The sequence below is a fragment of the Pseudomonas sp. 05N36 genome (genome assembly GCF_056397385.1).
In genome coordinates, this window is the sequence record NZ_JBFTNH010000003.1 from 180,947 (window position 1) to 201,825 (window position 20,879).

General features: G+C 57.5%; 19 protein-coding genes. 13 read left to right on the top strand and 6 right to left on the bottom strand.

Annotated elements, in window-relative coordinates; translation table 11 throughout:
* The first annotated feature begins 47 nt into the window (after positions 1 to 47).
* Positions 48 to 521: an LEA/WHy family protein gene (locus tag AC1DIH_RS05635; RefSeq protein ID WP_427537404.1), complete on the top strand. Its 474-nt coding sequence runs from the start codon at positions 48 to 50 to the stop codon at positions 519 to 521.
* 22 nt (positions 522 to 543) lie between these two features.
* On the opposite strand, the gene AC1DIH_RS05640 is transcribed toward AC1DIH_RS05635, so the two are convergent.
* Complete coding sequence (locus AC1DIH_RS05640; RefSeq protein WP_477770934.1) at positions 544 to 1,464, bottom strand: carbon-nitrogen hydrolase family protein; 921 nt, start codon at positions 1,462 to 1,464, stop codon at positions 544 to 546.
* An 85-nt stretch (positions 1,465 to 1,549) separates the two neighbouring features.
* Between AC1DIH_RS05640 and AC1DIH_RS05645 the strand changes: the two genes are divergently transcribed.
* Complete coding sequence (locus tag AC1DIH_RS05645; RefSeq protein WP_477770935.1) at positions 1,550 to 2,455, top strand: LysR family transcriptional regulator; 906 nt, start codon at positions 1,550 to 1,552, stop codon at positions 2,453 to 2,455.
* A 7-nt stretch (positions 2,456 to 2,462) separates the two neighbouring features.
* On the opposite strand, the gene AC1DIH_RS05650 is transcribed toward AC1DIH_RS05645, so the two are convergent.
* The gene (locus AC1DIH_RS05650; RefSeq protein WP_339546978.1) at positions 2,463 to 2,714 is read right to left on the bottom strand and encodes a hypothetical protein; all 252 of its coding nucleotides are present in this window, start codon (positions 2,712 to 2,714) and stop codon (positions 2,463 to 2,465) included.
* A 165-nt stretch (positions 2,715 to 2,879) separates the two neighbouring features.
* On the opposite strand from AC1DIH_RS05650, the gene AC1DIH_RS05655 reads away from it, so the two are divergent.
* Entirely contained in the window at positions 2,880 to 3,197 is a 318-nt protein-coding gene (locus AC1DIH_RS05655) for an ElaB/YgaM/YqjD family protein (protein ID WP_347929938.1), read from the top strand.
* A gap of 241 nt (positions 3,198 to 3,438) precedes the next feature.
* Here AC1DIH_RS05655 and AC1DIH_RS05660 read toward each other — a convergent pair whose 3' ends face one another.
* On the bottom strand, positions 3,439 to 4,479 hold the full coding sequence (locus AC1DIH_RS05660) for an Ldh family oxidoreductase (protein ID WP_477770936.1): 1,041 nt from the start codon (positions 4,477 to 4,479) through the stop codon (positions 3,439 to 3,441).
* Between the two features lie 252 nt (positions 4,480 to 4,731).
* Between AC1DIH_RS05660 and AC1DIH_RS05665 the strand changes: the two genes are divergently transcribed.
* The 3 genes from AC1DIH_RS05665 (at position 4,732) to AC1DIH_RS05675 (ending at position 10,295) form a co-directional block, all read left to right on the top strand.
* Positions 4,732 to 7,995, top strand: coding sequence for a dermonecrotic toxin domain-containing protein (locus tag AC1DIH_RS05665; protein WP_477770937.1), 3,264 nt, complete (start codon positions 4,732 to 4,734; stop codon positions 7,993 to 7,995).
* Positions 7,973 to 9,562: a hypothetical protein gene (locus AC1DIH_RS05670; RefSeq protein WP_477770938.1), complete on the top strand. Its 1,590-nt coding sequence runs from the start codon at positions 7,973 to 7,975 to the stop codon at positions 9,560 to 9,562. Before AC1DIH_RS05665 ends, AC1DIH_RS05670 begins: the two co-directional genes overlap by 23 nt.
* Before the next feature lie 355 nt (positions 9,563 to 9,917).
* Positions 9,918 to 10,295 carry a fe2+ zn2+ uptake regulation protein gene (locus tag AC1DIH_RS05675; RefSeq protein WP_477770939.1) on the top strand — a complete coding sequence of 126 codons (378 nt, stop codon included), beginning with the start codon at positions 9,918 to 9,920 and terminating at the stop codon, positions 10,293 to 10,295.
* A 16-nt stretch (positions 10,296 to 10,311) separates the two neighbouring features.
* Here the strand turns inward: AC1DIH_RS05675 and AC1DIH_RS05680 are convergent, their stop codons facing one another.
* Positions 10,312 to 10,500 (bottom strand): hypothetical protein, encoded by a 189-nt coding sequence (locus AC1DIH_RS05680; RefSeq protein WP_019690573.1) that lies wholly within the window; start codon positions 10,498 to 10,500, stop codon positions 10,312 to 10,314.
* Between the two features lie 157 nt (positions 10,501 to 10,657).
* Here AC1DIH_RS05680 and AC1DIH_RS05685 point away from each other — a divergent pair, with 157 nt between their 5' ends.
* The 6 genes from AC1DIH_RS05685 to AC1DIH_RS05710 all read left to right on the top strand — a co-directional run bounded on the left by AC1DIH_RS05685 (position 10,658) and on the right by AC1DIH_RS05710 (position 18,217).
* Entirely contained in the window at positions 10,658 to 10,789 is a 132-nt protein-coding gene (locus AC1DIH_RS05685) for a hypothetical protein (RefSeq protein ID WP_256583727.1), read from the top strand.
* A gap of 307 nt (positions 10,790 to 11,096) precedes the next feature.
* Positions 11,097 to 12,344: an MFS transporter gene (locus AC1DIH_RS05690; RefSeq protein WP_477770940.1), complete on the top strand. Its 1,248-nt coding sequence runs from the start codon at positions 11,097 to 11,099 to the stop codon at positions 12,342 to 12,344.
* A gap of 22 nt (positions 12,345 to 12,366) precedes the next feature.
* Positions 12,367 to 13,494: a LuxE/PaaK family acyltransferase gene (locus AC1DIH_RS05695; RefSeq protein ID WP_477770941.1), complete on the top strand. Its 1,128-nt coding sequence runs from the start codon at positions 12,367 to 12,369 to the stop codon at positions 13,492 to 13,494.
* 1 nt (position 13,495) lies between these two features.
* The gene (locus AC1DIH_RS05700) at positions 13,496 to 15,928 is read left to right on the top strand and encodes an acyl-CoA reductase (RefSeq protein WP_477770942.1); all 2,433 of its coding nucleotides are present in this window, start codon (positions 13,496 to 13,498) and stop codon (positions 15,926 to 15,928) included.
* Positions 15,929 to 15,962: 34 nt separating this feature from the next.
* Entirely contained in the window at positions 15,963 to 17,255 is a 1,293-nt protein-coding gene (locus AC1DIH_RS05705) for a phenylacetate--CoA ligase family protein (protein ID WP_477770943.1), read from the top strand.
* Positions 17,252 to 18,217: a GNAT family N-acetyltransferase gene (locus AC1DIH_RS05710; RefSeq protein ID WP_477770944.1), complete on the top strand. Its 966-nt coding sequence runs from the start codon at positions 17,252 to 17,254 to the stop codon at positions 18,215 to 18,217. The genes AC1DIH_RS05705 and AC1DIH_RS05710 overlap by 4 nt, the downstream gene beginning before the upstream one ends.
* On the opposite strand, the gene AC1DIH_RS05715 is transcribed toward AC1DIH_RS05710, so the two are convergent.
* Entirely contained in the window at positions 18,175 to 19,101 is a 927-nt protein-coding gene (locus tag AC1DIH_RS05715) for a LysR family transcriptional regulator (RefSeq protein WP_477770945.1), read from the bottom strand. The genes AC1DIH_RS05710 and AC1DIH_RS05715 overlap by 43 nt on opposite strands.
* A gap of 117 nt (positions 19,102 to 19,218) precedes the next feature.
* Between AC1DIH_RS05715 and AC1DIH_RS05720 the strand changes: the two genes are divergently transcribed.
* Positions 19,219 to 20,214 (top strand): aldo/keto reductase, encoded by a 996-nt coding sequence (locus tag AC1DIH_RS05720; protein WP_477770946.1) that lies wholly within the window; start codon positions 19,219 to 19,221, stop codon positions 20,212 to 20,214.
* Between the two features lie 57 nt (positions 20,215 to 20,271).
* Here AC1DIH_RS05720 and AC1DIH_RS05725 read toward each other — a convergent pair whose 3' ends face one another.
* Positions 20,272 to 20,805 (bottom strand): hypothetical protein, encoded by a 534-nt coding sequence (locus AC1DIH_RS05725; RefSeq protein ID WP_477770947.1) that lies wholly within the window; start codon positions 20,803 to 20,805, stop codon positions 20,272 to 20,274.
* Between the last annotated feature and the right edge of the window lie 74 nt (positions 20,806 to 20,879).

The window sequence follows — 20,879 nt, forward strand, 5'->3', positions numbered from 1 at the left end:
GGTCGAGCCGCCGGCGGTTCGACCCTTATCTTTACGAGAGCTCGTTCATGCGCAGATTCCTCGCTTTAAGCCTTTCCTTGCTGTTGCTCAGCCTGAGCGCCTGCGCGCTGTTCCCCAACCGTGATCCGCTGAACATCAACGTGGTCGGCATTGAACCGCTGCAAAACCAGGACCTGGAAGTGCGCTTTGCGGTGAAACTGCGCCTGCAAAATCCCAACGAAACGCCCATTTATTACAACGGCGTGGCCCTGAGCCTGGAGGTCAACGGCCAACCCCTCGCCACTGGCGTGAGCGATCAAACAGGATCGATCCCGCGTTACTCGGAAGCGATCATCACTGTGCCCGTGAGTATTTCGGCGTTCTCCGTGTTGCGTCAAACCCTTGGCCTGAGCCAGACGCAATCGCTCAACAACCTGCCCTTTGTATTACGCGGCAAGCTGTCTGGCGGCGCGTCAGGCACCGTCCGTTTTGTCGACAAAGGCACACTCAACCTGCCGGGCTCGACAGCCGGCATCTGGTAAATCAGCCGCAGGGCTCAGCGCCTCAGATAAACCGCACACCGGGTTTGGCCCGTTCATCCACGCTCAGCTCGAACACATCCGGGCGCGCGTAGTGCCCGACCACGTCGTAGTCGTAGCGCGCACGCACCAGTTCGTCGGTGTCGATCTCGGCCGTGAGCAAACCTGCGCCGCCCAACAACGGACCGGCCAGCACGTCGCCCATCGGGCCGATGATTACACTGCCACCGGCAATCAATGGGCGCTCGGCCGGCCAGTTGGCAATTTCCAACCCCAAGGCTTGTGGCGATGGCTGGACCTGGCAGGCGCTGACCACGAAACAGCGGCCTTCATGAGCGATGTGGCGCATGCTGACTTGCCACATTTCGCGCTCGTCGACCGTTGGCGCGCACCAGACTTCCACGCCCTTGGCATACATTGCGGTGCGTAGCAGCGGCATCATGTTTTCCCAGCACACGGCGGCGCCAATGCGCCCGACCTGGCTGTCGATCACCGGCAGCGTCGAGCCGTCGCCCTTGCCCCAGATCAACCGTTCGGTGCCGGTGGGCATCAGTTTACGGTGCTTGGCGACCAAGCCGGATTGCGGTTCAAAGAACAACGCAGTGCAGTACAAGGTGCTGCCTGAACGCTCGATCACCCCCAGCACCAGATTCGCCCCGGTGCGCGCAGATAACCCGGCCAAGGCTTCGGTTTCGGCGCCCGGCACCTCGATGGCGTTGGCGAAATAACGCGCGAACGCCTCGCGACCTTCCGGCAATCGGTAACCCAACTGCGTGCCGAAGCCTTCGCCCTTGGGGTATCCGCCGAGTAACGCCTCGGGCATGACCACCAGCCCGGCACCGGACTCGATGATCGCCTGTTCATAAGAAAGAATCTGTTCCAGGGTCTCGCCCTTGCCGCCTGGCAACGAACCGATTTGCAGTGCAGCAACAATGGATTTTGGCATCGCGGTAACTCCCTGAGCAGTGAGGTATTGCTCATTCTCCGGCCACCGCCGATCATGAATAAAGCCCCGTTCACTGCTGAAAGATATGAGCCAAATGAATATCGCCGACATCGACCTCAACTTGCTCAAAGTCTTCGAAGCGCTGCACGACGAGTCCAGCGCCAGCCGCGCCGCCCTGCGTTTAGGGGTTACGCAGTCCGCCGTGAGTGCAGCATTGCGCCGACTGCGCGACGTGTACGCCGATCAACTGTTTGTGCGCACTGGCCGCGGTCTGGCGCCGACATTGCGCGCCAATCAATTGAAACCGGTCGTCAGCGACGCGCTGAACAAGTGCCGACAAAGCCTGGCGATGGTCGATCCGGAGGCCAACCAGTACGAAGGTCGTTCAGTGATTGTCGGTTTATCGGATGATTTCGAGATTGCCTATGGCCGGCGATTGATCGAGGAAATTGCCCATCGGGCGCCAAAGCTGCGGCTGATCTTTCGTCAGACCCACAGCCAGATCGTGGCTCAGGCCTTGATGGAGCGCAGCGTTGACCTGGCGATCACCGCCGGCGGGTTTGCCGAACGCTTGCTCAGCCGTCAGGTGCTGGGTGAAGGCGGCTATCAGTGCCTGGTCGACCCCGACAGCCTGGCCGACGGACAACAGGAAATTGGCCTCGACGAGTTTGTCGCTCGCGAGCACATTCTGGTGTCGTCTGGAGGGTTTATCGGCATTACCGATGAGGGTTTGGCGGGGCTGGGGTTGAGTCGGAGGGTGTGCGCATCAACCACGCATTTTGCCGCGTTGCCGTTCTTGCTCAAGGGTAGTCGGGCTGTGGCAACCATTCCGGCCCACGCGGCGCAGAGCATCGCCGCACTCAGCGGGCTGACAGTGCTGCCCTGCCCGCTGGCATTGCCGCGTTACCCGATCGAACTGGGCTGGCGAACCAACAACCAGCTCGATCCGCTGTTGCTGAAAGCGCGTGAAGCGATCGTAGCGAGCTTTTGACAAGCGCCTACTTGGCAGCCATCAAGCGATTGACTTCACTGCGGACCATGTTGGCGTATTCCGGCGGTGACATGGCGTCCAGTTCGGAGCGCACCCACTCGGCCCATTTGCCTTTACGCTTGGCGCGCTCGCCGAACAAACGTGCTGCTTCGCCTTTGGATTTACCCAGGTTGCTCTGCCAGAGATCGAACAGACGGGACTTTTCATCTTCAAGCGCAGCGCGCTCGGCAAGGGGCTTGTCAGCCAGATTGAAGCTCATGGGAGTTACCTGCTGCATAAAATAGGCAACATCTTACACTGTAGGTGGAAATTTCCGGAGGCAGATTTTCCATTGGCGTTGAGTTTCAGGGCAAAAAGCCTGCAACTTTTCCGTCGCGCCTACACTCCATTGATCACTGTCCCTTTACCTGCAAGGAGTCACCTGATGGCCCGAAAAACCCCGGTGCAAGCAAACGATGAGCAAATCAAGGATCAAGTCTTCAGCGAGCTGCAAGCGTTGATCGAAGAATCGGAGAAACTGCTCAAAAGCAGTGCTTCGCTGGTCGGTGAGGAAGCTGAGAACCTGCGCGAACAAGTCGCGCTGAAACTGCGACAGGCACGCGATTCCGTCTCCAGCGTGCGTGAGCGGACCCGGCCAGTGGTCGAGGCGACCGAAACCTACATCGGCGGTCACCCTTGGCAAACCGTCGCAATCTCGGCCGGTTTTGGCCTGGTGGTGGGGTTGCTGCTGGGGCGGCGCTGAAACAACAAAGGCGAGCCTGTGTGGCTTAACGCCAGTCAGTGAAGCGAACACAATGTTCGAAACAATATAGAACCAATGTGGGAGCGAGCTTGCTCGCGATAGCGGACAGACAGTCAACTGAGATGTTGAATGTGATGGCCTATTCGCGAGCAAGCTCGCTCCCACATTAAATTTTTATCGTTTCGAACATCGCGTTTGCTTCACTGACTGGCGTTAAGCCACACAGACTCGCCTTTTTACATCAATTACCCGCCAGTTCGCGCAATTGCGCCAGGGTCTGCGCATCGAGCGCGATGCCCCCAGCCAACGACTTGGCCCGCTCGCGATGACGTCGGTCACCCGGCAAACGCCGCAGCCCCACAGCATGCATCTGCCTGACCAGTTCTTCACTGCGTTCGGCGAAGCTCTGCCCGGCGGCTTTGCTCGGGTCGATCACAATCAGTAACTGGCCGGTCCACGGGGTTTTCGCCCCGGGATGATTCGACCAGTCGAACTCGAACGAGAAGTTGCCACCGGTCAACGCCGCCGCCAGCAGTTCGACCATCATCGACAACGCCGACCCCTTGTGCCCGCCAAACGGCAGCAATGCGCCGCCCTCCAGGATGGCTTTCGGGTCCTGCGTTGGCTGGCCCAGGCTGTCGACACCCATGCCAGGTGGCAGACGCTCGCCCTTGCGCGCAGCGATCTGCACGTCGCCATGGGCGATGGCGCTGGTGGCCAGGTCGAACACGATCGGGTCTGCACCCGCACGGGGTGCAGCAAAAGCAATCGGGTTGGTGCCAAACAGCGGGCGATCAGCACCGTGCGGCACCACGCAGGTCATGCTGTTGACCACGCTCAGCGCCACCAGACCTTCATAGGCAAAGGGTTCGACGTCTGGCCAAAGTGCCGCGAAATGATGGGAGTTGCGGATCGCCATGACCGCAATGCCGGCGCTGCGGGCTTTCGCCACCAACAGTTCGCGGCCCGCGGCCAACGCCGGTTGGGCGAAGCCGTTGCCGGCATCCACCCGGACAAAACCCGAGGCCACATCCTCGACCACTGGAACGGCCTTGCCATTGACCCAACCGCTGTTGAGCGTCGAGACATAGCCAGGCATCCGGAACACGCCATGGCTGTGGGCACCATCGCGTTCGGCGCCCGCACAGTTTTGCGCCAGCACCCGAGCAACCTCGGGGCTTGTGCCATGCCTTAGAAATATCGATTCCAGTAGACAAACCAACTCTTCGTACGACAAGTGTTGCGAGACTGCATTGACGGCATGATCGTGTGGCACAGACATCTGAAGCTCCAGGTTTTTTATTGGAGGGGGCAACAGCGTACGGGGACCTTACGGGCTGATTAAACACCGTTTTGCGAGCCCTCTGTCAACCTTCGTCGTTCAACGACGCCGAGACCTGCAACAGGCCTGATCATCAACGATGCAGGCGCCGCGCATGCACTAACTATCTACCACCGTTTGACGCTGCCACGACTCTAGCCTTGGGCTTTCTTCCTGCGACGTAGAACCGTCACTTCAGCTGAGGCAAAAACAATGACTGACGCTTCGTTACCGCTTTTTTTTCCTGAAGCATTACGCGACACCCGAATAGTGAGCCCACGCATCAGGGCACTGGGTTACACACTCGCGGACCTGTCCTGGCTGCGTACCGTTGAACTGGCGACCCACGCACTGCGCTCAGCGCAAACAACACCGATGACCGTCGAGAACATCATGCTGAAGGCTGCTGGTTCAGACGCCGAGCCCCTTGCGGGCAGCTTCATGATGCATCCGGTGCCCAACGGCACACAGGCCATCCTCTACACACCCTATGGCGGGCTGCAAAAGTTCGATGACCGACAAGCATTGTTGAAGGCGCTGGACGACAAACTGAAGAATGCTGCAGAGCGCAAGGACCTGTTGCGCTTTCTCCCCATCTCCCGACGCAATGCGCCAGGTGCCAACGACGCACTCACATTGACCGGTCAAGTCATCGACGGGCTGGTATTCGAAGAACAGACCCGCATTCTGAAACAGAGCCATCTAAAAAATGTCGAGCTCATGCTCCAGGAGCTGAGTGCAATACCGACACTGACGGCCATGCTCAATCAATTGCTCAACAACGCGCTGCGCAAGTCCTTTCCCAGGCTCGATCAAAGCGCCACCCATGTCAGCTTTTTCGTTGAAAGCCGGGCCGCTGGAGCGACGAACACGACCCTCACTCGACACCAGGTGGACTCCATGCCCCTGAGTGATGCGCTACTGCGTTTTTACCTGCATCAGACATGGCCGTCGGGACAGGTTCGCGAGTTCACCAATCCTCTACAACCCTCCTCTCCCGTTAACCCGGTACATCAATATCAGTGGGAGCAAGCCACAAAGGAGCTCGCAGCGAGCTTGATGCCCATGCTGGCAAGTCTGCTGCAGGTCTATTGGGCAACAGACGTTCATACAGGTGTTTCTCGCCGGGACTTCTTTGCTCAAGCCATGAGTGACAAGGCCCGAACGGATCTGTTGTTGAAGCGCCAGAGCGCAATCATCAGCCCTGAGCAAAGCCTGGCATTAACCGCACTCCTCGACCAGGAAAGCGCTACACGCAGCAACGCTGCCAGCGACCTGAAACCGGAAAAAATCCGCATCTGGGAATACCGCGAGAATTACGTCGAACTTGCTGGCGCCATGATGCTGAACAGCGACTCCACCGCTTATCTGTATACCCAGTCCAATGGCTTGCAGGTCCTGAAAGATTACGCAGACCTTAAAGCGATCATACAAACCATGGTCACGTCGGCCGGACACGACGACGAGCTATACAGCTTGTTGACGCGGCACCAGCGTGATGTGTTTCTGGGCTTCGACAAGCCTGAGGTGTCGGGAGTGCCGATGTTCGGTCCGGTCTTTCACGACATGGTCGACGACATCATCGTCAAGCAACAACACAGCATCACGGATGCACTGGACACCTGCCGACACAGCGATGGTGCCATCGATGTCCAGGCCTTGTTCGACCGGGCACTGGATGTGCGTGGCATGCTCGACAATCAGCTGCTGGCGACAGCAATCACGGAGCGCTGGAGCACACGCCCGCTGATTTCCGGCGACAATCGCCCTTCGGTCTTGCTGGCGGAAAAGGCCGCCCTGTCGCTAAAAACATTTCAAAGCGTTCAATCGTCCCTTGACCTGAAAACAGCCGCTCAACCTTCAGGCAGTGTTGAACAACAAAGCACGTTTCTGGAGACCATCAAGGCCGATCTCGCCCATGCAATGTCGGTGGGAATCCGCGGTGAAGCCACGCTGAGAGTGAGCACCAAGACACTCCGTGCAGACGAAAAGGCCATGCTCGATACCCTGCTCAACCCCGACAAACCGACCCGAAATCAAAGGGAGGCGCTGAACGGGTTTCGACCAGATGCCTGGTCGTTGACGCTTGAGTGCTCGACTGAGCCGGATCTGATACCGCTGGCCAACTGCTTTTTGCTGACCGAGCGTGGCGGGCTTGACCCGGCACACTCCGGTCGGGCCATCCTGTGGACGCCCGGGTGCGGGCTCGAAACCTTCAGTTCCGTCGCCAGCGTCAAGGTCGAGCTGGGCAGGCGTCTCCTGGATGACGAACAACGAATGTTGCTCCTGGAAAATATCCCTCGCACGCAATATCGCCCACACCGAACCTACACCCTTGGGCCTTTTCGGCTGATTGAAAGAAATGTGCTTCAGGATCGTCAACAATCAGCCATCGAACAGTACCTGGACGCCCGAAGGCACACCCATTCACTTGAGTTGCCCAGCTCGGTGGTACAGGCTGATTTTGAACAACACAAACAGACTCCCACCCCACTCAACCTTCAGCGTGCGATGCAGATTGCCGAGGGGATCGTCACGCAACAATCACTCCCCGTCTGGCTCGGGGCGGCGCCTGAGAGTGAAGTGCTGCGACACCTGGAAATACTGGAGCAATTACGACACAGCATAGAGAGCGGCAAAGACTACCTGCATGATGTCAAGCCGCTGACGGACTATGCCCGCGAACAACTGAAAGCGTTAATGACCAGGCAATTTCCGGGAGCCAGTCTCGATCCGGATCAACTGTTGGTGACGCCCAATCTGGCGCTGGCCGGTCCTGCGCGAACATTGACCGATTTTGCGCTGAACCATATCAATACATTGCAAAACACCGGTTTCAGCATTGCCTCGAAAATCGCTCAGACGCTCCCGGCAGCCCTTGATGCCAACGCCGTCAAAAGGCTTTTGCTGCAGCTGGACATCAAGGCGACCTATCGTCAGTTTCTTTCGGACACCTTGGCGATTGATGCGCCAGGTGTCGCGACCCGACAGCTGCGATTCATCAAGCAACTGCCCTGGCAACTGCTGTTGCATGCCCACACGCTGAAGCTTCAGGGAAAACTTTCCGAACGCGGCTTCGGGTTGGTTCAGCAAGTTCTGGACATGCCGGATGCCCTGGCACGCGCAGCGGTCACAGGCGCCAAGGCAATCGTGCGTCCCCTGGAGCTGATCGCGACAGAAGGCGCCGCGGCCGTCAAGACATTAGGGCTCTACCTGATCGGAGAATCCGCTGCAGCGCCGCAGATTCTGTATGCGCCATACGACAGGCATCTGGGAATCACCGAGTATGAAAATGAAGCCAGCGTCCTGAACGCAATCAACCTTCCGGGAGCATTGCAGGATCTGCTGATCAGACGCCTGCCGGATCCGCATCAGGCGACCTACAAAAAATTTGCTGGCCGGCAGCGGCACGTCCGACATTCGACTGGCATCCAGTCCTATCGATGGAAATCTGTTGCACCAATTGTTCATCGATAACAAAGCGCTGCTGTCACACATGCTCGACAGTCAATCGCAACCTGCCGGGCAGTCCGACTGGGAGGCGCTCAAGGCATTGTTCAGCAAAGGCCTCAGGTACGGCATAGAGTTTCTGCCAGGCAAACTGGCGATCCCCCACCTGCTGTGGGAAAGCTACACGTCATTCAAACAGTCGGCCGAGGCCCTACAGGACCATCATTGGAAGATTGCGCTCAAGACCTTCATCAACGGCGTGGCGCAGATGGCATCACTAGGCAAGTTATTGCATCAACCTGGCGCGTCGACCGCTGAGCCGGTTGTGCACAGCGGACCTGTCGCCGAAAAGCCTTTCGTTGCCACCGACCTTGCAAAAGTCGACCTCACCTCTCCTTCTCGCACTTCGCTGCAACCCTTTGAAGCCACCGGCATCGAGTTGAAAAAGCTGGAGGCCAAGGCGGTTGACGGCACTTACCGTGATTCAATAACCAGGCACAAATACGCCCCAGTCGACGGAAAGGTTTATCGGGTCGAAAAGTTCGGTGTGGCACCACGCATCGTCGACAATCAACGACAAGGCCCTTATCTGCAGAACAGCGGCACGCAGTGGGTGCTGGATCCGGATGTGCACACCGTTCATTTCGGGAAAACCATGTCTCAAATGTACAACCGGTACCAGTCCTACTTCAGGGCTCGAAAACACATCAACATAGAGGCTCAAGGCATGGCGGCCATCCGTCAGCTGTACCCGCAAAGGGCCCGGATGATTGAACAGTCGCTGGATCTGGCCCGTTCATACGCATTCAACAGTCTGCACAATCTGGTTCAACTGAGAGCCGTCACGCCCGGAACACGGCTGGATGGCTTTCTCAAAGTATTCTTTGATGTGCCGACGGTCGATAAGTCCCTTCTGGATAAAATCAAGGCAACCATTGTTCCGCTGTGCAAGGCACTGGTAGATCCGACACTGGACAAACTCGACCATAAGCGTTTTGTCGTCGGTTCAAATCATTATCCCGGGGAAGGCTTGATTGCCTTTGTATTCGACGATGACCAGCAACAGAAAGTGCACTTTACAGAGAAGTTCTTCGATCAAAAACTAAACCACTACAACCATGTGCTGACAGAGCCCTTTGATGTCGTTGCCCATGCGCAGGCGGCAACGCTTATCCATGAGTTCTCGCACCTGTTTTCAAATACGCTGGATATCGCTTACCTGGAATCGAGAAGACCCTTCAGCGACCTGATCTCGACGATCACCACTCAAGCCCGCCAGTTGAAACAGGATCAAGAGCAATTTCAGCGCGAGGCATTGTCGATACAGACCCCCATCGATGAATTGTTCGCCTACTGGAACAGCGCGGAGAAAGCCTGGCAGGACCTCGATGACATTCCTGCCGCCAAAAAACTGAGTGACGGGATCAAGACCATCACTGGCACCAGCAATCTGAAGGAAGCCCGCAGAGTGTTTCGCGACAGGGCTTCACCGGATCGGCGGATCGACACCATCCTTCGCAATGCCGATTCTGTCGCACGTCTGGTCTGTGAAATGGGACGTCAACTCGACCCGGTGCCTTTGGCCGAAAATTGATGCCCGTGAATCAAACGTGAAGGGTAATGCTCGCGGACACGGCCACCGGCATGCTTAGCGTTGGCGGCATTTACAACATCAGCGAGCTGAAAACACTGAAGGCCGCACCCGTGATGAGGGTCGCGGCCTTCATTTGGCCTGACTGCACGTTAATGTGCCTTGCCAGTAACGAGTCAACATGAAAAAAGTTTAATGGTGCAGACCCCGACAAAACAGCACATCTCACCTTGCACTGACGTGGTTCCGACAAATTTTCTACATCCGAACCTTCATGATTTGCGCAGCTCATTCGTCATTAATCAATGAGAGCACCTATCACTTTTTTCCTGATCAGGCTCTGAAAAGGAGTTTTTGCATGTACAACTCGCAACTGCCAACGGATGGCAACCCTGCGCCAAATAGTAAGCTGAACCTGGACGCTGACACGTTCACCAAAAACGCTGAACGCCACAACAACGAGCGCATCAGGCAACTGCTCAAAAGCTTCGGCCTGCGAACCAGCCTGATTCGCCTGAAAGTGATCGACGCACTACTGACCGCCGTCGAAAACGATCGTCCGCTGGGAGTGCGCGGCGTACACAGCCACCTGCTGGACCTGGGCATCCCCCTGTCCTTTCTCAGCGTTCGCGAAGTGCTGAAGCGACTGTGCAGCGAGGGCGTTGTTGTCTTGAACGAAGACAAGAGCTACAGCCTGCACCCTCAAGCCGCGGCTGTGCTCTACAGCAATCAATAAAACGTTGCCGCGTCGCTTAAGGTTTGACCTTGCGACGCATCACGCCATTGATCACGACGACGATCACCGCAACACCAATGGCGATGTACTGGAACAGCTTTTCGCTGATCATCCCGGCGTTCTGCATGTACGACAGACCAAGCATGATCCCCAGCACGACAAGGGAGATCAGAATCGAATATTTCAAACGTTGCGACTGGGTCATTGCGGGTTCCTGAACCTGAAAATATGTATCCGGTTTGTATCGAGATGCATGCCAAGCTCATACGCTTCTTCGGGGATGAGCGGCTGCAAGCGGGGTCTCATGTTACAGCCCATGAATCGTTTTGGCTGCATGCGGTTCAAACGATGAGGATTGAGAAATGTACCGTCGAATCACACTGCTGATTCCCCTGCTGATTATCCTGACCATGAGCGGTTGTGTATGTTTCCCATGCGGAGGTGGCTGGCATGGCGACCATCGCTACCACCATGATGGCTACTACCGTCGTTGACGTGTATTAAGCGGGGGCGACTTGCATCATTAAGTTCCCCTGTTCTCAACAATTGACAACATTTGAGATCACCACGAAAAGAGCCCGCCTCCCCGCGGGCTTTTTCGTACAAGGGTATTACACCTTGGCCTGCAAGATAATACCTAAAACAGGCATCAGCACATTCACCTGATATTCCCGCCAGAAATAACGCGACAACTATTACTACCAGCAAAACAATAATTTGGCTTGGCTTATTACTATTCCAGACTACTCTCACCCCTGTCGCGATACTTCTATATAAATCAGCACTGCACCTTGGAATTTTATGTTCAAGCCCATTATAAAAATCGGATCCTTTCGAGCGCTCGGCTTTTGCCTGGCGATTACCGCCTTTGAGTTACTGACCTACTTGGCCAGTGACATGATAATGCCTGCCATGTTGACCGTAACTGATGACTTGAATGCCAGTACTCGGCATATCCCATCGGCCTTCAATCTTTACTTGCTGGGGGGTGTGCTTCTGCAATGGCTGATTGGCCCGCTTGCGGATTGTTTTGGACGCAGGAAAGTACTCTTGATCGGCTGCGCAGTCTTTGCCATGACTTGCGTCATGACACTCTGGGTGCAGAGTATTTTTGCATTCAACCTGCTGCGCCTGCTTCAGGGCATGGGCTTGGGGTTTGTCATCGCCGTCAGTTACCCCGCGCTGCAGGAAGTATTCCGTGAAGCCGACGCCGTGCGGATCATGGCCTTGCTGGGTAATGTTGCCCTGCTCTCTCCGCTCCTTGGTCCCCTGCTCGGGAGCCTGATGCTGAAATGGATTTCCTGGCGTGAGCTGTTTCTCATGCTCGGCGTCCTCGGCGCCGCAGTCTGGCTGGCGCTTTATTGGCTGATGCCGGAAACCATAGGCGTGCTGCGTCAGGACGGTAGCCGGCTAAACCCCACGCCATTCAGGCTGCGAGCGATAGCGCTTCGATACATCGCCCTGCTCAGGAACCATCGATTTATTTGCGCCAGTGTCGCGCTCAGGCTGATGAGCCTGCCCCTGATCGCCTGGATCGGCCTGTCCCCATTGCTGTTGATTCAGGGGCAAGGGTTGTCCGTTCTTGAGTACGGCCTGTGGCAGATCCCCGTCTTCGCTGCCGTCATCATCGGCAATCTGATACTGAACCTGATTATTTCCAGGACTCGCCTTGAAGGCTTGATTCAATGGGCGCTCTGGCCATTCTGCGCAGGCCTTGTGGCGCTCATCATCGCCAGCCGGTTTGCCCTTTCGATCCCGGTTCTCGTCGGTGGCCTGATGCTTTACAGCATAGGTCTTGGGATGAGCAATGCCGCGTTGTACCGCGCAGCGCTGTTTTCCAGTGACGACAACAAAGGATTGGTCTCGGCCATGCTGGGGATGATCTCCATCGCGCTAATGGCCGGCGCAGGCTCAGGGATCGCAATGCTGGGTGCTGGCGAAGATCCGCAGTCCTTCGCCCTGACCGTCGGTATCGCCGGGCTTCTGGCACTGGTGCCATTGCGCTGGGTTCTGCTGCCGGCCGTGCCTGTGCCGGCGCACTCTCTATAACTCAATCAAAAAAGGATTTTTGATGATTCATCTACCCTACACCGATGCCTTATGTGCATTGCCACGACCGTATTGTCTGGACGCTGTCCCGCCAGGCTTGTTCGACAACGCGATGCGTGAAACCAGTCTTTTTCACTGCCATCACACACCCGGTTATGAGCATTGGCTGGAGGCCAACGGCCTGAGTGCCAGCGTTCTGGATAACCTGGACGACTGGTCGCGTCTCCCTCCCCTTTACGCCAACTACTTCAAGCAACGCCTGCTGCTGAGCCCCACCGGGGAGGACGCCCTGGAGCTGACTTCCTCGGGCACCAGCGGCCAGAAAAGCCGCATGCGCTATGACGTGCGAAGCATCACCGCGGCGCAGAACATGGTGAGTCGGATCTTCGAGCATTACGACTGGATCAGCCACACCCCGTGCAACTATCTGTTGCTGAGTTATGAGCCTGTAGGCGCCATCAGCCTGGGAACGTCCTATACCGACCAGTTCCTGTGCCGATACGCGCCGGTCAACCGGGTGGTCTATGCGCTAAGGGCCACAGGCAGCGGCCACGAGTTCGATGTGTTCGGCGTGATCGAAGCCCTGCGCCAGTTTGCAATTGAAGGTTTACCGGTGCGCATCTTTGGCTTTCCTGCGTTTCTTTGGCAGGCCTTGCAACGCATGCAAGACCTTGGAGCCGCCGACCTTGAGTTGCATCCCGATTCGCTGGTGTTCCTTGGCGGTGGCTGGAAAACCCGGGCGAGCGAGGAAGTCCCCAGGCAGCAACTCTATTCCCGGATTGCGCAGCAAGTGAGGATAGACGCCAGTCGTTGTCGGGACGGGTACGGTGCTGTCGAGCATGCCGTGCCGTATATCGAATGCACCAACCATCACTTTCATGCACCGGTTTACTCAAAGGTGTTTGTCCGCAACCCGAGCGACTTCGCCGTCCAGCCCTACGGCAAGCGGGGGCTGTTGCACTTCGTATCGCCTTATATTTCATCGAGCCCGGCACACGCCGTGGTCATGAGTGACCTGGCAACCCTACACCCCGGTGCCGCCTGTGGCTGTGGCCTGGCCACCGACTGGTTTCATCTGCATGGCCGCGCCGGAACCAGCGCCAGTCGCAGTTGTGCAATGGCCGCAGCCGAACTGATCGGGGGCGCTTGATATGTACCTGATCAACGGCCAACTGCACGGCACGCTCACACCCGAAACGGCCCTCGACACGCTGCTGCCAGGATTGGCGCAACAACTGGGGCAACCACCGACCAGCGAAAGGGTTCTTGAATGCGCAGACCGTTTCACACAGAAACTGCAGGCCCATCAACACCCCGTTGAACTCGATGAGGGGCAACGCCTGGAACTGATCGCGTTCTGCCAACGGAGCGCCTTGAGTGCAAAACTGGAACGTGAGTTGGGCGTGCAGCCGCGTTCTCTACGGCGTATTGCCTACGATCAACCGCGTTTCGAAAACTGGCACCCGTTAGGACTCGTGGTGCATATCACCCCGGCCAACGCGCCATTGCTGGGCTTCTGCGCAGTACTGGAAAGCCTGCTGGTGGGCAACATCAACTGGCTGCGCCCAAGTTCCAGTGACAACAGCCTGAGTGCGCAATTACTGGCGGCGTTCCTCGAGTGCGATACCAGCGGTTTATTGGCCAGTTGCATCGCCGTACTGCCCGTCGATACCGATCGCCTTGATCTTCTATGCGCTCACGCCGATGGCGTCAGCGCATGGGGTGGCGACGCAGCGCTCAATGCCATTCGCCGGCTGGTTCCCAGCGGGTGCCGCTGGATCGACTGGGGCCACAAGATCAGTTTTGCCTACCTGTCGCCTGAAGCCGTGTCCCCCGCAGCGCTGGATGCCCTGGTCGATGAGGTCTGTCGACTCGATCAACAAGCGTGCTCCAGCCCGCAGTGGCTGCTGGTGGACAGTGATGATCCGCAAACCCTGCACGCTGTCGGCGAACAACTCGCTGACGCGTTCGAACGCCGTGCCAGCCGCTGGTCAGCGTTGCTCCCCACACCTCAGGAAGCCTCTGAGATCACCACCCGGGTTGCCTTGGCGCGACTCGATCAGAGTTTTGCCGATCAAACGGGACGCGTCTGGTCCGGTGATGGATGGCGCATCATGTGGGAGCACCATCGCCGATTGGCGCCTTCACCGTTGTTTCGAACGCTGCTGTTACGGCCGATGCCCAATGCGCTGATCGCCGAGTCACTGCTGTCGTGGCGGGCACACCTGCAAAGCTGTGCACTGATCAGCACACCCGGGCAAACGCCGGGTCTGGTCAGGCAATTGCTGAGCGCAGGCGTCAACCGAATCGCACCACCCGAGCAGATTCACGAGGGCTACGCAGGCGAACCCCATGACGGTGTTCTTGCCCTGTCACGCTTGACCCGCAGGACCTCGGTCACGTTGCCAGCGCAGTTACTGAGCAACCGCGCGACGCTGGACCTGCCTCCTTGCGCGCCTGCAGGACTGAACGCTTGTGCCGTGATGAGCAAGGCCGATTTCATCGCACAACCCGAGTCGTCCGACGCTCAACTGTTTTTCCGCTCAGGCGGTACCAGCGGCGTTCCGGCCCTGGCTGGCTACAGCTATCGAGACTTCAACCGGCAGATGCGCGCGGCGGCAGACGGCATGTTCGCCATGGGGCTGCCCCCAGGTCAGGATCGCGTGATGAATCTGTTCTACGGTGGCAGCCTCTATGGCGGGCTGCTCAGTTTCTCCAGGATCCTTGAACAGATGGGGGGCACGCACTTCCCCATGGGCGGCCCCCACGATGACGACTTCAGTGAAATAGCTCAACTGATTGTGGACCAGCGCATCAACACGCTGATTGGCATGCCCAGCACATTGCAGCGCCTGTTTCTCAGTGAGCAGGATCGCCTCAGGGCCTATGGAGGGGTCACTAAAGTCTTCATGGGCGGTGAACATCCTGGCGATGCCAGCCGACGGCTGATGGAGAGTTGTGGGGTTTCGACGGTTCGTTCGGCCCTCTACGGCTCTGTCGACGCCGGCCCTCTCGGGCATGCGTGCCAGGCGACCGCAGATGGCGTTTTTCACCTGATGAGCGATATCCAGTGGCTGGAAATCGTCAACCTTGAGCACGACGCTCCCGTCGAACCCGGCGAAGTCGGTCGCTTGCTCTTTACCTCGCGGGTCCGCGAAGGTCGGACGATCAACCGTTACGAGGTCGGGGACAGTGGACGTTGGGTGCCGGGAACCTGCCCTTGCGGTCTGGACACGCCCCGATTTGAACTGCAAGGAAGACACGGTCGACTGCTGCGGGTCGCTTCGAATTTCGTCTCGATCAGCGATCTGGAAGCAAAAGCCGCCACTCAACTGCAGCTTGTCCTTGATCACGACTCGAACGGAACCGAACGTCTGGTGGTACGCGCGGAACACGATCCACAGGTGCTGCGCCAACGCCTGCTGGAAATTCCCGCCATTGCAACAGCGGTGAATAGCCACCTGCTGGAACTTGATGTTCAGAGGTGTTCGCCCTTGCGGTTCGAACGCAACAAGCACAGCGGAAAAGCCCCCCTGATTATTGACTTGAGAACTGACTTCTCAGCGAACAAACATCACAACTGACTGCCGCTTTTTAAACTATCAAGAGCCTGAACTTATGAACATTAACCATTCATTCGAAGACTTGCTGTTGCACTCACGAAAACACTCTAATTATTACAAAGCACACTTCAATCATCTGCCGGAACATCAGTGTACTGTCGAAGATCTACCGCTAACCGTCGCGTCAGATTATTGGAACGGCAGCCACAATTTAAACACCTGGCCGGTACTGACCGGTAAAGCCGAAAACGCCCTGATTTATAAAACCGGTGGTTCTACCGGCCAGGAAAAACTGGTGGCCTACACCCGTGATGAATGGCAGAACATGGTGACTCGTTTCGGCAACGCCCTCTCGGGACAACTGTGCGATGGCGACCGGGTTGCCAATCTGTTTTTTGCCGGCGACCTTTACGCCAGTTTTCTGTTTATCCATGAATCCTTGGCCCACGTGAGTCCTTCCATCTGTGAATTCCCGTTTGCCGGCGAAGTCGATTCCGCAACACTGTCGGCGGCCATTGCCAAACACCAGATCAATGTCCTCGCTGGCGTGCCTGCACAACTTCTGCGATTCGCCGCCGGTCTGGCCGAACGAGATTGCGTCCTGCCACAGATAACCACCGTGCTCTACGGTGGCGAAAGTCTGTTTGCCGCACAGGTGCCGATGCTGGCTCAGGTCTTTCCCAATGCGCGCGTCGCATCCATTGGCTATGCCTGCGTCGACGCAGGACTCGTAGGCGCCAGCACCCGGGATTGTGAGGTGGGCGAGCACCGGGTGTTCGATGAACAGAGCGTGGTGGAAATTGTCGATGAACACACCCACGAGGTCATCGAGGAATGTCATCGTCCTGGCCAATTGATCGTCACCAACCTGACCCGGATGTTGATGCCACTGCTGCGTTATCCAGTCGGTGATCGCGCGTGTTGGCGCGAACCGAGCGGCACCCCGCGGCGCAAATTCGCCTTGCTGGGACGTAGCGAACAGAGCATTCGTATTCGCATCGGTGTCATCTCGCTGTTCCAGGAGGAGATCGCCGAAATTCTTCAACGCCTGGCTGATTGCTGGCAATGGCAGTTAGTGATTGAAAGTGTCAGGATCAAGGATCGAATGACCCTGAGGTGGGTGCCCGCGCAAGACTCGAAGTCAGTAAAAGCCACCACCGCGGCCATTCATGCGGCACTGCTGGGCCAGTACCCGGGCATCAGCCAAATGGTCGGCAATGGCCAGCTTGAATGTCTCGTCAGCCCCTGCACGGCCGACGCCTTGCTGCTGCATCCACGCTCGGGAAAGCAGCGCAGGATCGTCGACCTGCGCGTGTACAGCGCCCCTCAGCGGGGGCCGGCTCCATGAGTACAATAAGGTTTCGATGTTTCAGGCAAGCGGACTCTGCCGCTGTCAGTGCGTTGTTTCGTCAGGTGTACGGGGAAAACTATGTACAGCCTGATGTCTATTTGCCGTCGATGATTGGCCAGCACAACGCCGACAACCAATGGCACTCAATGCTGGCGCTGATCGATGAACGCATTGTTGGCCACGCGGCATTGTGCAGGGATGCACATAGCCTGGATCACGCAGAACTCGCCTTGTGCCTTGTACACCCGCAAGCCCGGGGCAAAAACATCGCCACCCGGCTGGGTCGCGAACTGTTGCGGCGGGCGGGCCGACTCGACCTCAAGAGCGTCTCGATCAAGCAGGTCACCCATCATCTCTACACTCAGCAGATGGCGCAAAAACTCGGCTTCAAGAACATCGGGCTGCTTCCCGACTATGTTCCCTCGCCTTTTGGTGAGTCCCATGAGGAAAGCGTTGTCATTGGCTATCAAATGGTCGAAGGGCATGCACGTCCGTTACCGCAACTGGAATGGCCGGCGGCCTGTGCAACCTTCATGGGGCAACTGTCTGCTTCATTCGGCACCCGAAACGACTCGCCATCACAACGCTCTTTTCCAATGCAGATCAGCCAGCACCATGAACGAGTGGAAGTGGTGCTCTATCAGTTGGACGAGAGCGTGCTGTTACAGCTCGAACAGCTACCCGCGCACTGGATGATCTCGATCAAGCTTGATCTGTCGCAGCATTCTCCACAGAGCATGCGTCGACTCGCCGCCATCGACTTCGTCTTTACCGGACTGATGCCTGGACCCGCAGCGTCTGGCTGGTTTGCATTGTTTCATCGTGGCGCAAAACCGCGGCCCGTCAGTTTTTATTGTCCGCACATGCAGCAACTGCATGACAGCTTAATCCACCAGCAGCCAGCGACGCCTCACCGTCAGTTACCCGAGTCTCTGCGTAGCAGCCCGTTGCCCGGCTGAGCGCAAAGCTGCACCAGCCAGTCGACAAACACCCGCACCCGCAGAGACAACTGGCGGTGCGGAGGATAGAGCGCCGTCAGGGGTAACCCTGGCGGCGGCAGATGCTCCAACACCTCGCATAACGTTCCCTCGCGCAGCTGCCGTGCAACGTGATAGTACGGCGTCTGGACCAGGCCATAACCCGCTTCACAAGAGGCCAGATAACCATCGGCGCTGTTGACCGCCACCTGTTTGGGCAGGTCTACCAGGTGCACCTGCCCTGCTATTTCAAACTCCAGGCCGAAACGCTTGCCAGTGGTGCTGGAGAAATACTCGACCATCTGGTGCCCCGCCAGATCTTCCAGACACTGTGGCGTGCCCTGGCGTTGCAAGTAGCCGGGACTGGCGCAGGTGACCTGATCGAGCAACGCCAGCGGTCGCGCTACCAGCGAATCATCCAGCGATAAGCCGCCGCGCAGCACACAATCGACGCCCTCGCGAATCAGATCTACCGGGCGATCGTTCAAGCCGATTTCCAACTCGATCAGCGGGTAACGCCGGGTAAACTCTGGCAAGGCCGGGATCACCAGCAAACGCCCGATGCCGGCAGGCATGTCGATACGCAAAAGCCCGCGCGGATTTTGCCGGGAGCTGGAAAACGCCGCCTCTGCCTCCTCCAGATCAGCCAGCAATCGCACGCAACGCTGGTAATACGCCGCACCATCAGCGGTTGGACTGACGTGCCGTGTGGTGCGCTGCAACAGTTGCACGCCCAAATGCGCCTCAAGCTGCTTGATCAGGATAGTCACCGACGCCCTGGGCATTTGCAGGCTGTCCGCGGCCTTGGCAAATCCTTCCAGCTCGACAATGCGAGTGAACACCCGCATGGCATTAAAACGGTCCATTGCTCTTGGTTACCTGCGGATTATTTAGAAATTACAAACAGTGATAGCGTTTTTAGCCGGTTTATCTTGTTTTTGTCGAGCGCAACAATGGGTCCACATCAAAAAAGGAGCGACACCATGCACACTCGTCAATTGGGCAAAAACGGCCCTCAGGTTTCTGCGATCGGTCTGGGCTGCATGGGCATGACCGACTTCTACACCACGGGCGGCGATACGTCCGAGGCATTGGCAACATTGCATCGCGCCATGGAGTTGGGCGTCAACTTGCTCGACACCGCCGACATGTATGGCCCGCACACCAACGAAGAGTTGATTGGTAAAGCCATTGCAGGCAAGCGCGACCAGGTGTTCCTGGCCAGCAAATTCGGCATTGTGCGTGATTCGGCCAACCCCACCGCACGCGGAGTCGATGGCCGACCGGAGTACATCCGTGCCGCCATCGACGGCACGCTGAAACGCCTGGGCGTGGACACCCTGGACTTGTACTACCAGCATCGCGTCGATCCGGACGTGGCCATCGAAGAAACCGTCGGTGCCATGGCCGAACTGGTCCAGGCCGGCAAAGTGCGCTACCTCGGCTTGAGCGAAGCCTCGGCGAAAACCCTTGAACGAGCGCATAAGGTTCATCCGATCAGCGCGCTGCAAAGTGAATACTCGCTATGGAGCCGCGATCAGGAGCACAACGATTGCCTGGCCACCTGCCAGCGCCTGGGGATTGCCTTTGTGCCGTACAGCCCGCTCGGTCGAGGCTTTCTGACGGGGGCCCTGAAAAGTCCTGACGATTTTGCCGCGGACGATTACCGGCGCTTCAGCCCGCGCTTTCAGGGCGAAAACTTCAAGCGGAACTTGCAGTTGGTCGAGCAGGTGCAAGCGCTGGCAGCGGAAAAAAACGTAACCGCAGGGCAACTGGCGTTGGCCTGGGTACTGGCGCAAGGCGATTACCTGATCCCTATTCCGGGTACCAAGCAGCGCAAGTATCTGGAGGAGAATGTCGCCGCGCTGGACGTAGTATTAAGTCAGGAAGACTTGTCGGCGCTGGAGGCGATTTTTCCGGATGACGCGGTGCTCGGGGCGCGTTACCCGCAGGCCGTCATGCAGATGCTCGATCGATAACATTGAGCGTCGCAGGCCCGTTCATGCGGTGTATGACGGGCCTGTTGCACTTGAAGATCAGGCTTTGCCGCTGACACCTTTGGTGTTTGGAACAGCGGTGCCATTGCCCATGCCATAAGTCTTCAGGTTCTGCAGGACGTAAATCGCCTTTTTATATTCGGGAACCAGGTGATTGGCGTACTTGTTGCCCTTGAGGTTGTTGCTCTGGATGTTATCCAGCTGCATGGCGAAGTATTCCAGTGCATTGAATTTTTCATCCGGGTCTTTCTGCACCCCAAAGCGATCGAACTTGTCACCGGCGTTGAGCAGCGTCAGCGCCGTCACATCACTGATCAAACCCCGCTCGCGCAAAAAGGTACTGACGTTGCCGAGCTGTTTGACCGTGACGGTCTCAGGGTTGAATCCCTTGAAATTCTTGTAGAGCTTCTGCTCGTTCATTTTCGCGGTGTTGAGCGCCAAAGGGTCGCTGCCCACCAGTGCGAGCATCTGCCTGACCTTGACGCTCTGCGATACAGGTTTAGTCCCCGTCCCGCCCTCGCGAACCAGTAACCCGGCCTTGCTGGTCCAGCCACCGACATAACCGATAGTCATGACAATGCCCCTGTGCGCAGCGTGAGCCTGGCCGGGAGATACCCCGAAGCGCGCAGACGTCCTTGTAAGGTGAC

What these genes read in the sequence shown, in the direction of transcription:
- AC1DIH_RS05705 (WP_477770943.1), top strand. Translation starts at nt 15,963, where the DNA reads ATGAACATTAACCATTCATTCGAAGACTTGCTGTTGCACTCACGAAAA.
- AC1DIH_RS05715 (WP_477770945.1), bottom strand. Translation starts at nt 19,101, where the DNA reads ATGGACCGTTTTAATGCCATGCGGGTGTTCACTCGCATTGTCGAGCTG.
- AC1DIH_RS05635 (WP_427537404.1), top strand. Translation starts at nt 48, where the DNA reads ATGCGCAGATTCCTCGCTTTAAGCCTTTCCTTGCTGTTGCTCAGCCTG.
- AC1DIH_RS05675 (WP_477770939.1), top strand. Translation starts at nt 9,918, where the DNA reads ATGTACAACTCGCAACTGCCAACGGATGGCAACCCTGCGCCAAATAGT.
- AC1DIH_RS05720 (WP_477770946.1), top strand. Translation starts at nt 19,219, where the DNA reads ATGCACACTCGTCAATTGGGCAAAAACGGCCCTCAGGTTTCTGCGATC.
- AC1DIH_RS05650 (WP_339546978.1), bottom strand. Translation starts at nt 2,714, where the DNA reads ATGAGCTTCAATCTGGCTGACAAGCCCCTTGCCGAGCGCGCTGCGCTT.
- AC1DIH_RS05660 (WP_477770936.1), bottom strand. Translation starts at nt 4,479, where the DNA reads ATGTCTGTGCCACACGATCATGCCGTCAATGCAGTCTCGCAACACTTG.
- AC1DIH_RS05690 (WP_477770940.1), top strand. Translation starts at nt 11,097, where the DNA reads ATGTTCAAGCCCATTATAAAAATCGGATCCTTTCGAGCGCTCGGCTTT.
- AC1DIH_RS05725 (WP_477770947.1), bottom strand. Translation starts at nt 20,805, where the DNA reads ATGACTATCGGTTATGTCGGTGGCTGGACCAGCAAGGCCGGGTTACTG.
- AC1DIH_RS05655 (WP_347929938.1), top strand. Translation starts at nt 2,880, where the DNA reads ATGGCCCGAAAAACCCCGGTGCAAGCAAACGATGAGCAAATCAAGGAT.
- AC1DIH_RS05700 (WP_477770942.1), top strand. Translation starts at nt 13,496, where the DNA reads ATGTACCTGATCAACGGCCAACTGCACGGCACGCTCACACCCGAAACG.
- AC1DIH_RS05645 (WP_477770935.1), top strand. Translation starts at nt 1,550, where the DNA reads ATGAGCCAAATGAATATCGCCGACATCGACCTCAACTTGCTCAAAGTC.
- AC1DIH_RS05710 (WP_477770944.1), top strand. Translation starts at nt 17,252, where the DNA reads ATGAGTACAATAAGGTTTCGATGTTTCAGGCAAGCGGACTCTGCCGCT.
- AC1DIH_RS05695 (WP_477770941.1), top strand. Translation starts at nt 12,367, where the DNA reads ATGATTCATCTACCCTACACCGATGCCTTATGTGCATTGCCACGACCG.
- AC1DIH_RS05685 (WP_256583727.1), top strand. Translation starts at nt 10,658, where the DNA reads ATGTACCGTCGAATCACACTGCTGATTCCCCTGCTGATTATCCTGACC.
- AC1DIH_RS05640 (WP_477770934.1), bottom strand. Translation starts at nt 1,464, where the DNA reads ATGCCAAAATCCATTGTTGCTGCACTGCAAATCGGTTCGTTGCCAGGC.
- AC1DIH_RS05680 (WP_019690573.1), bottom strand. Translation starts at nt 10,500, where the DNA reads ATGACCCAGTCGCAACGTTTGAAATATTCGATTCTGATCTCCCTTGTC.
- AC1DIH_RS05665 (WP_477770937.1), top strand. Translation starts at nt 4,732, where the DNA reads ATGACTGACGCTTCGTTACCGCTTTTTTTTCCTGAAGCATTACGCGAC.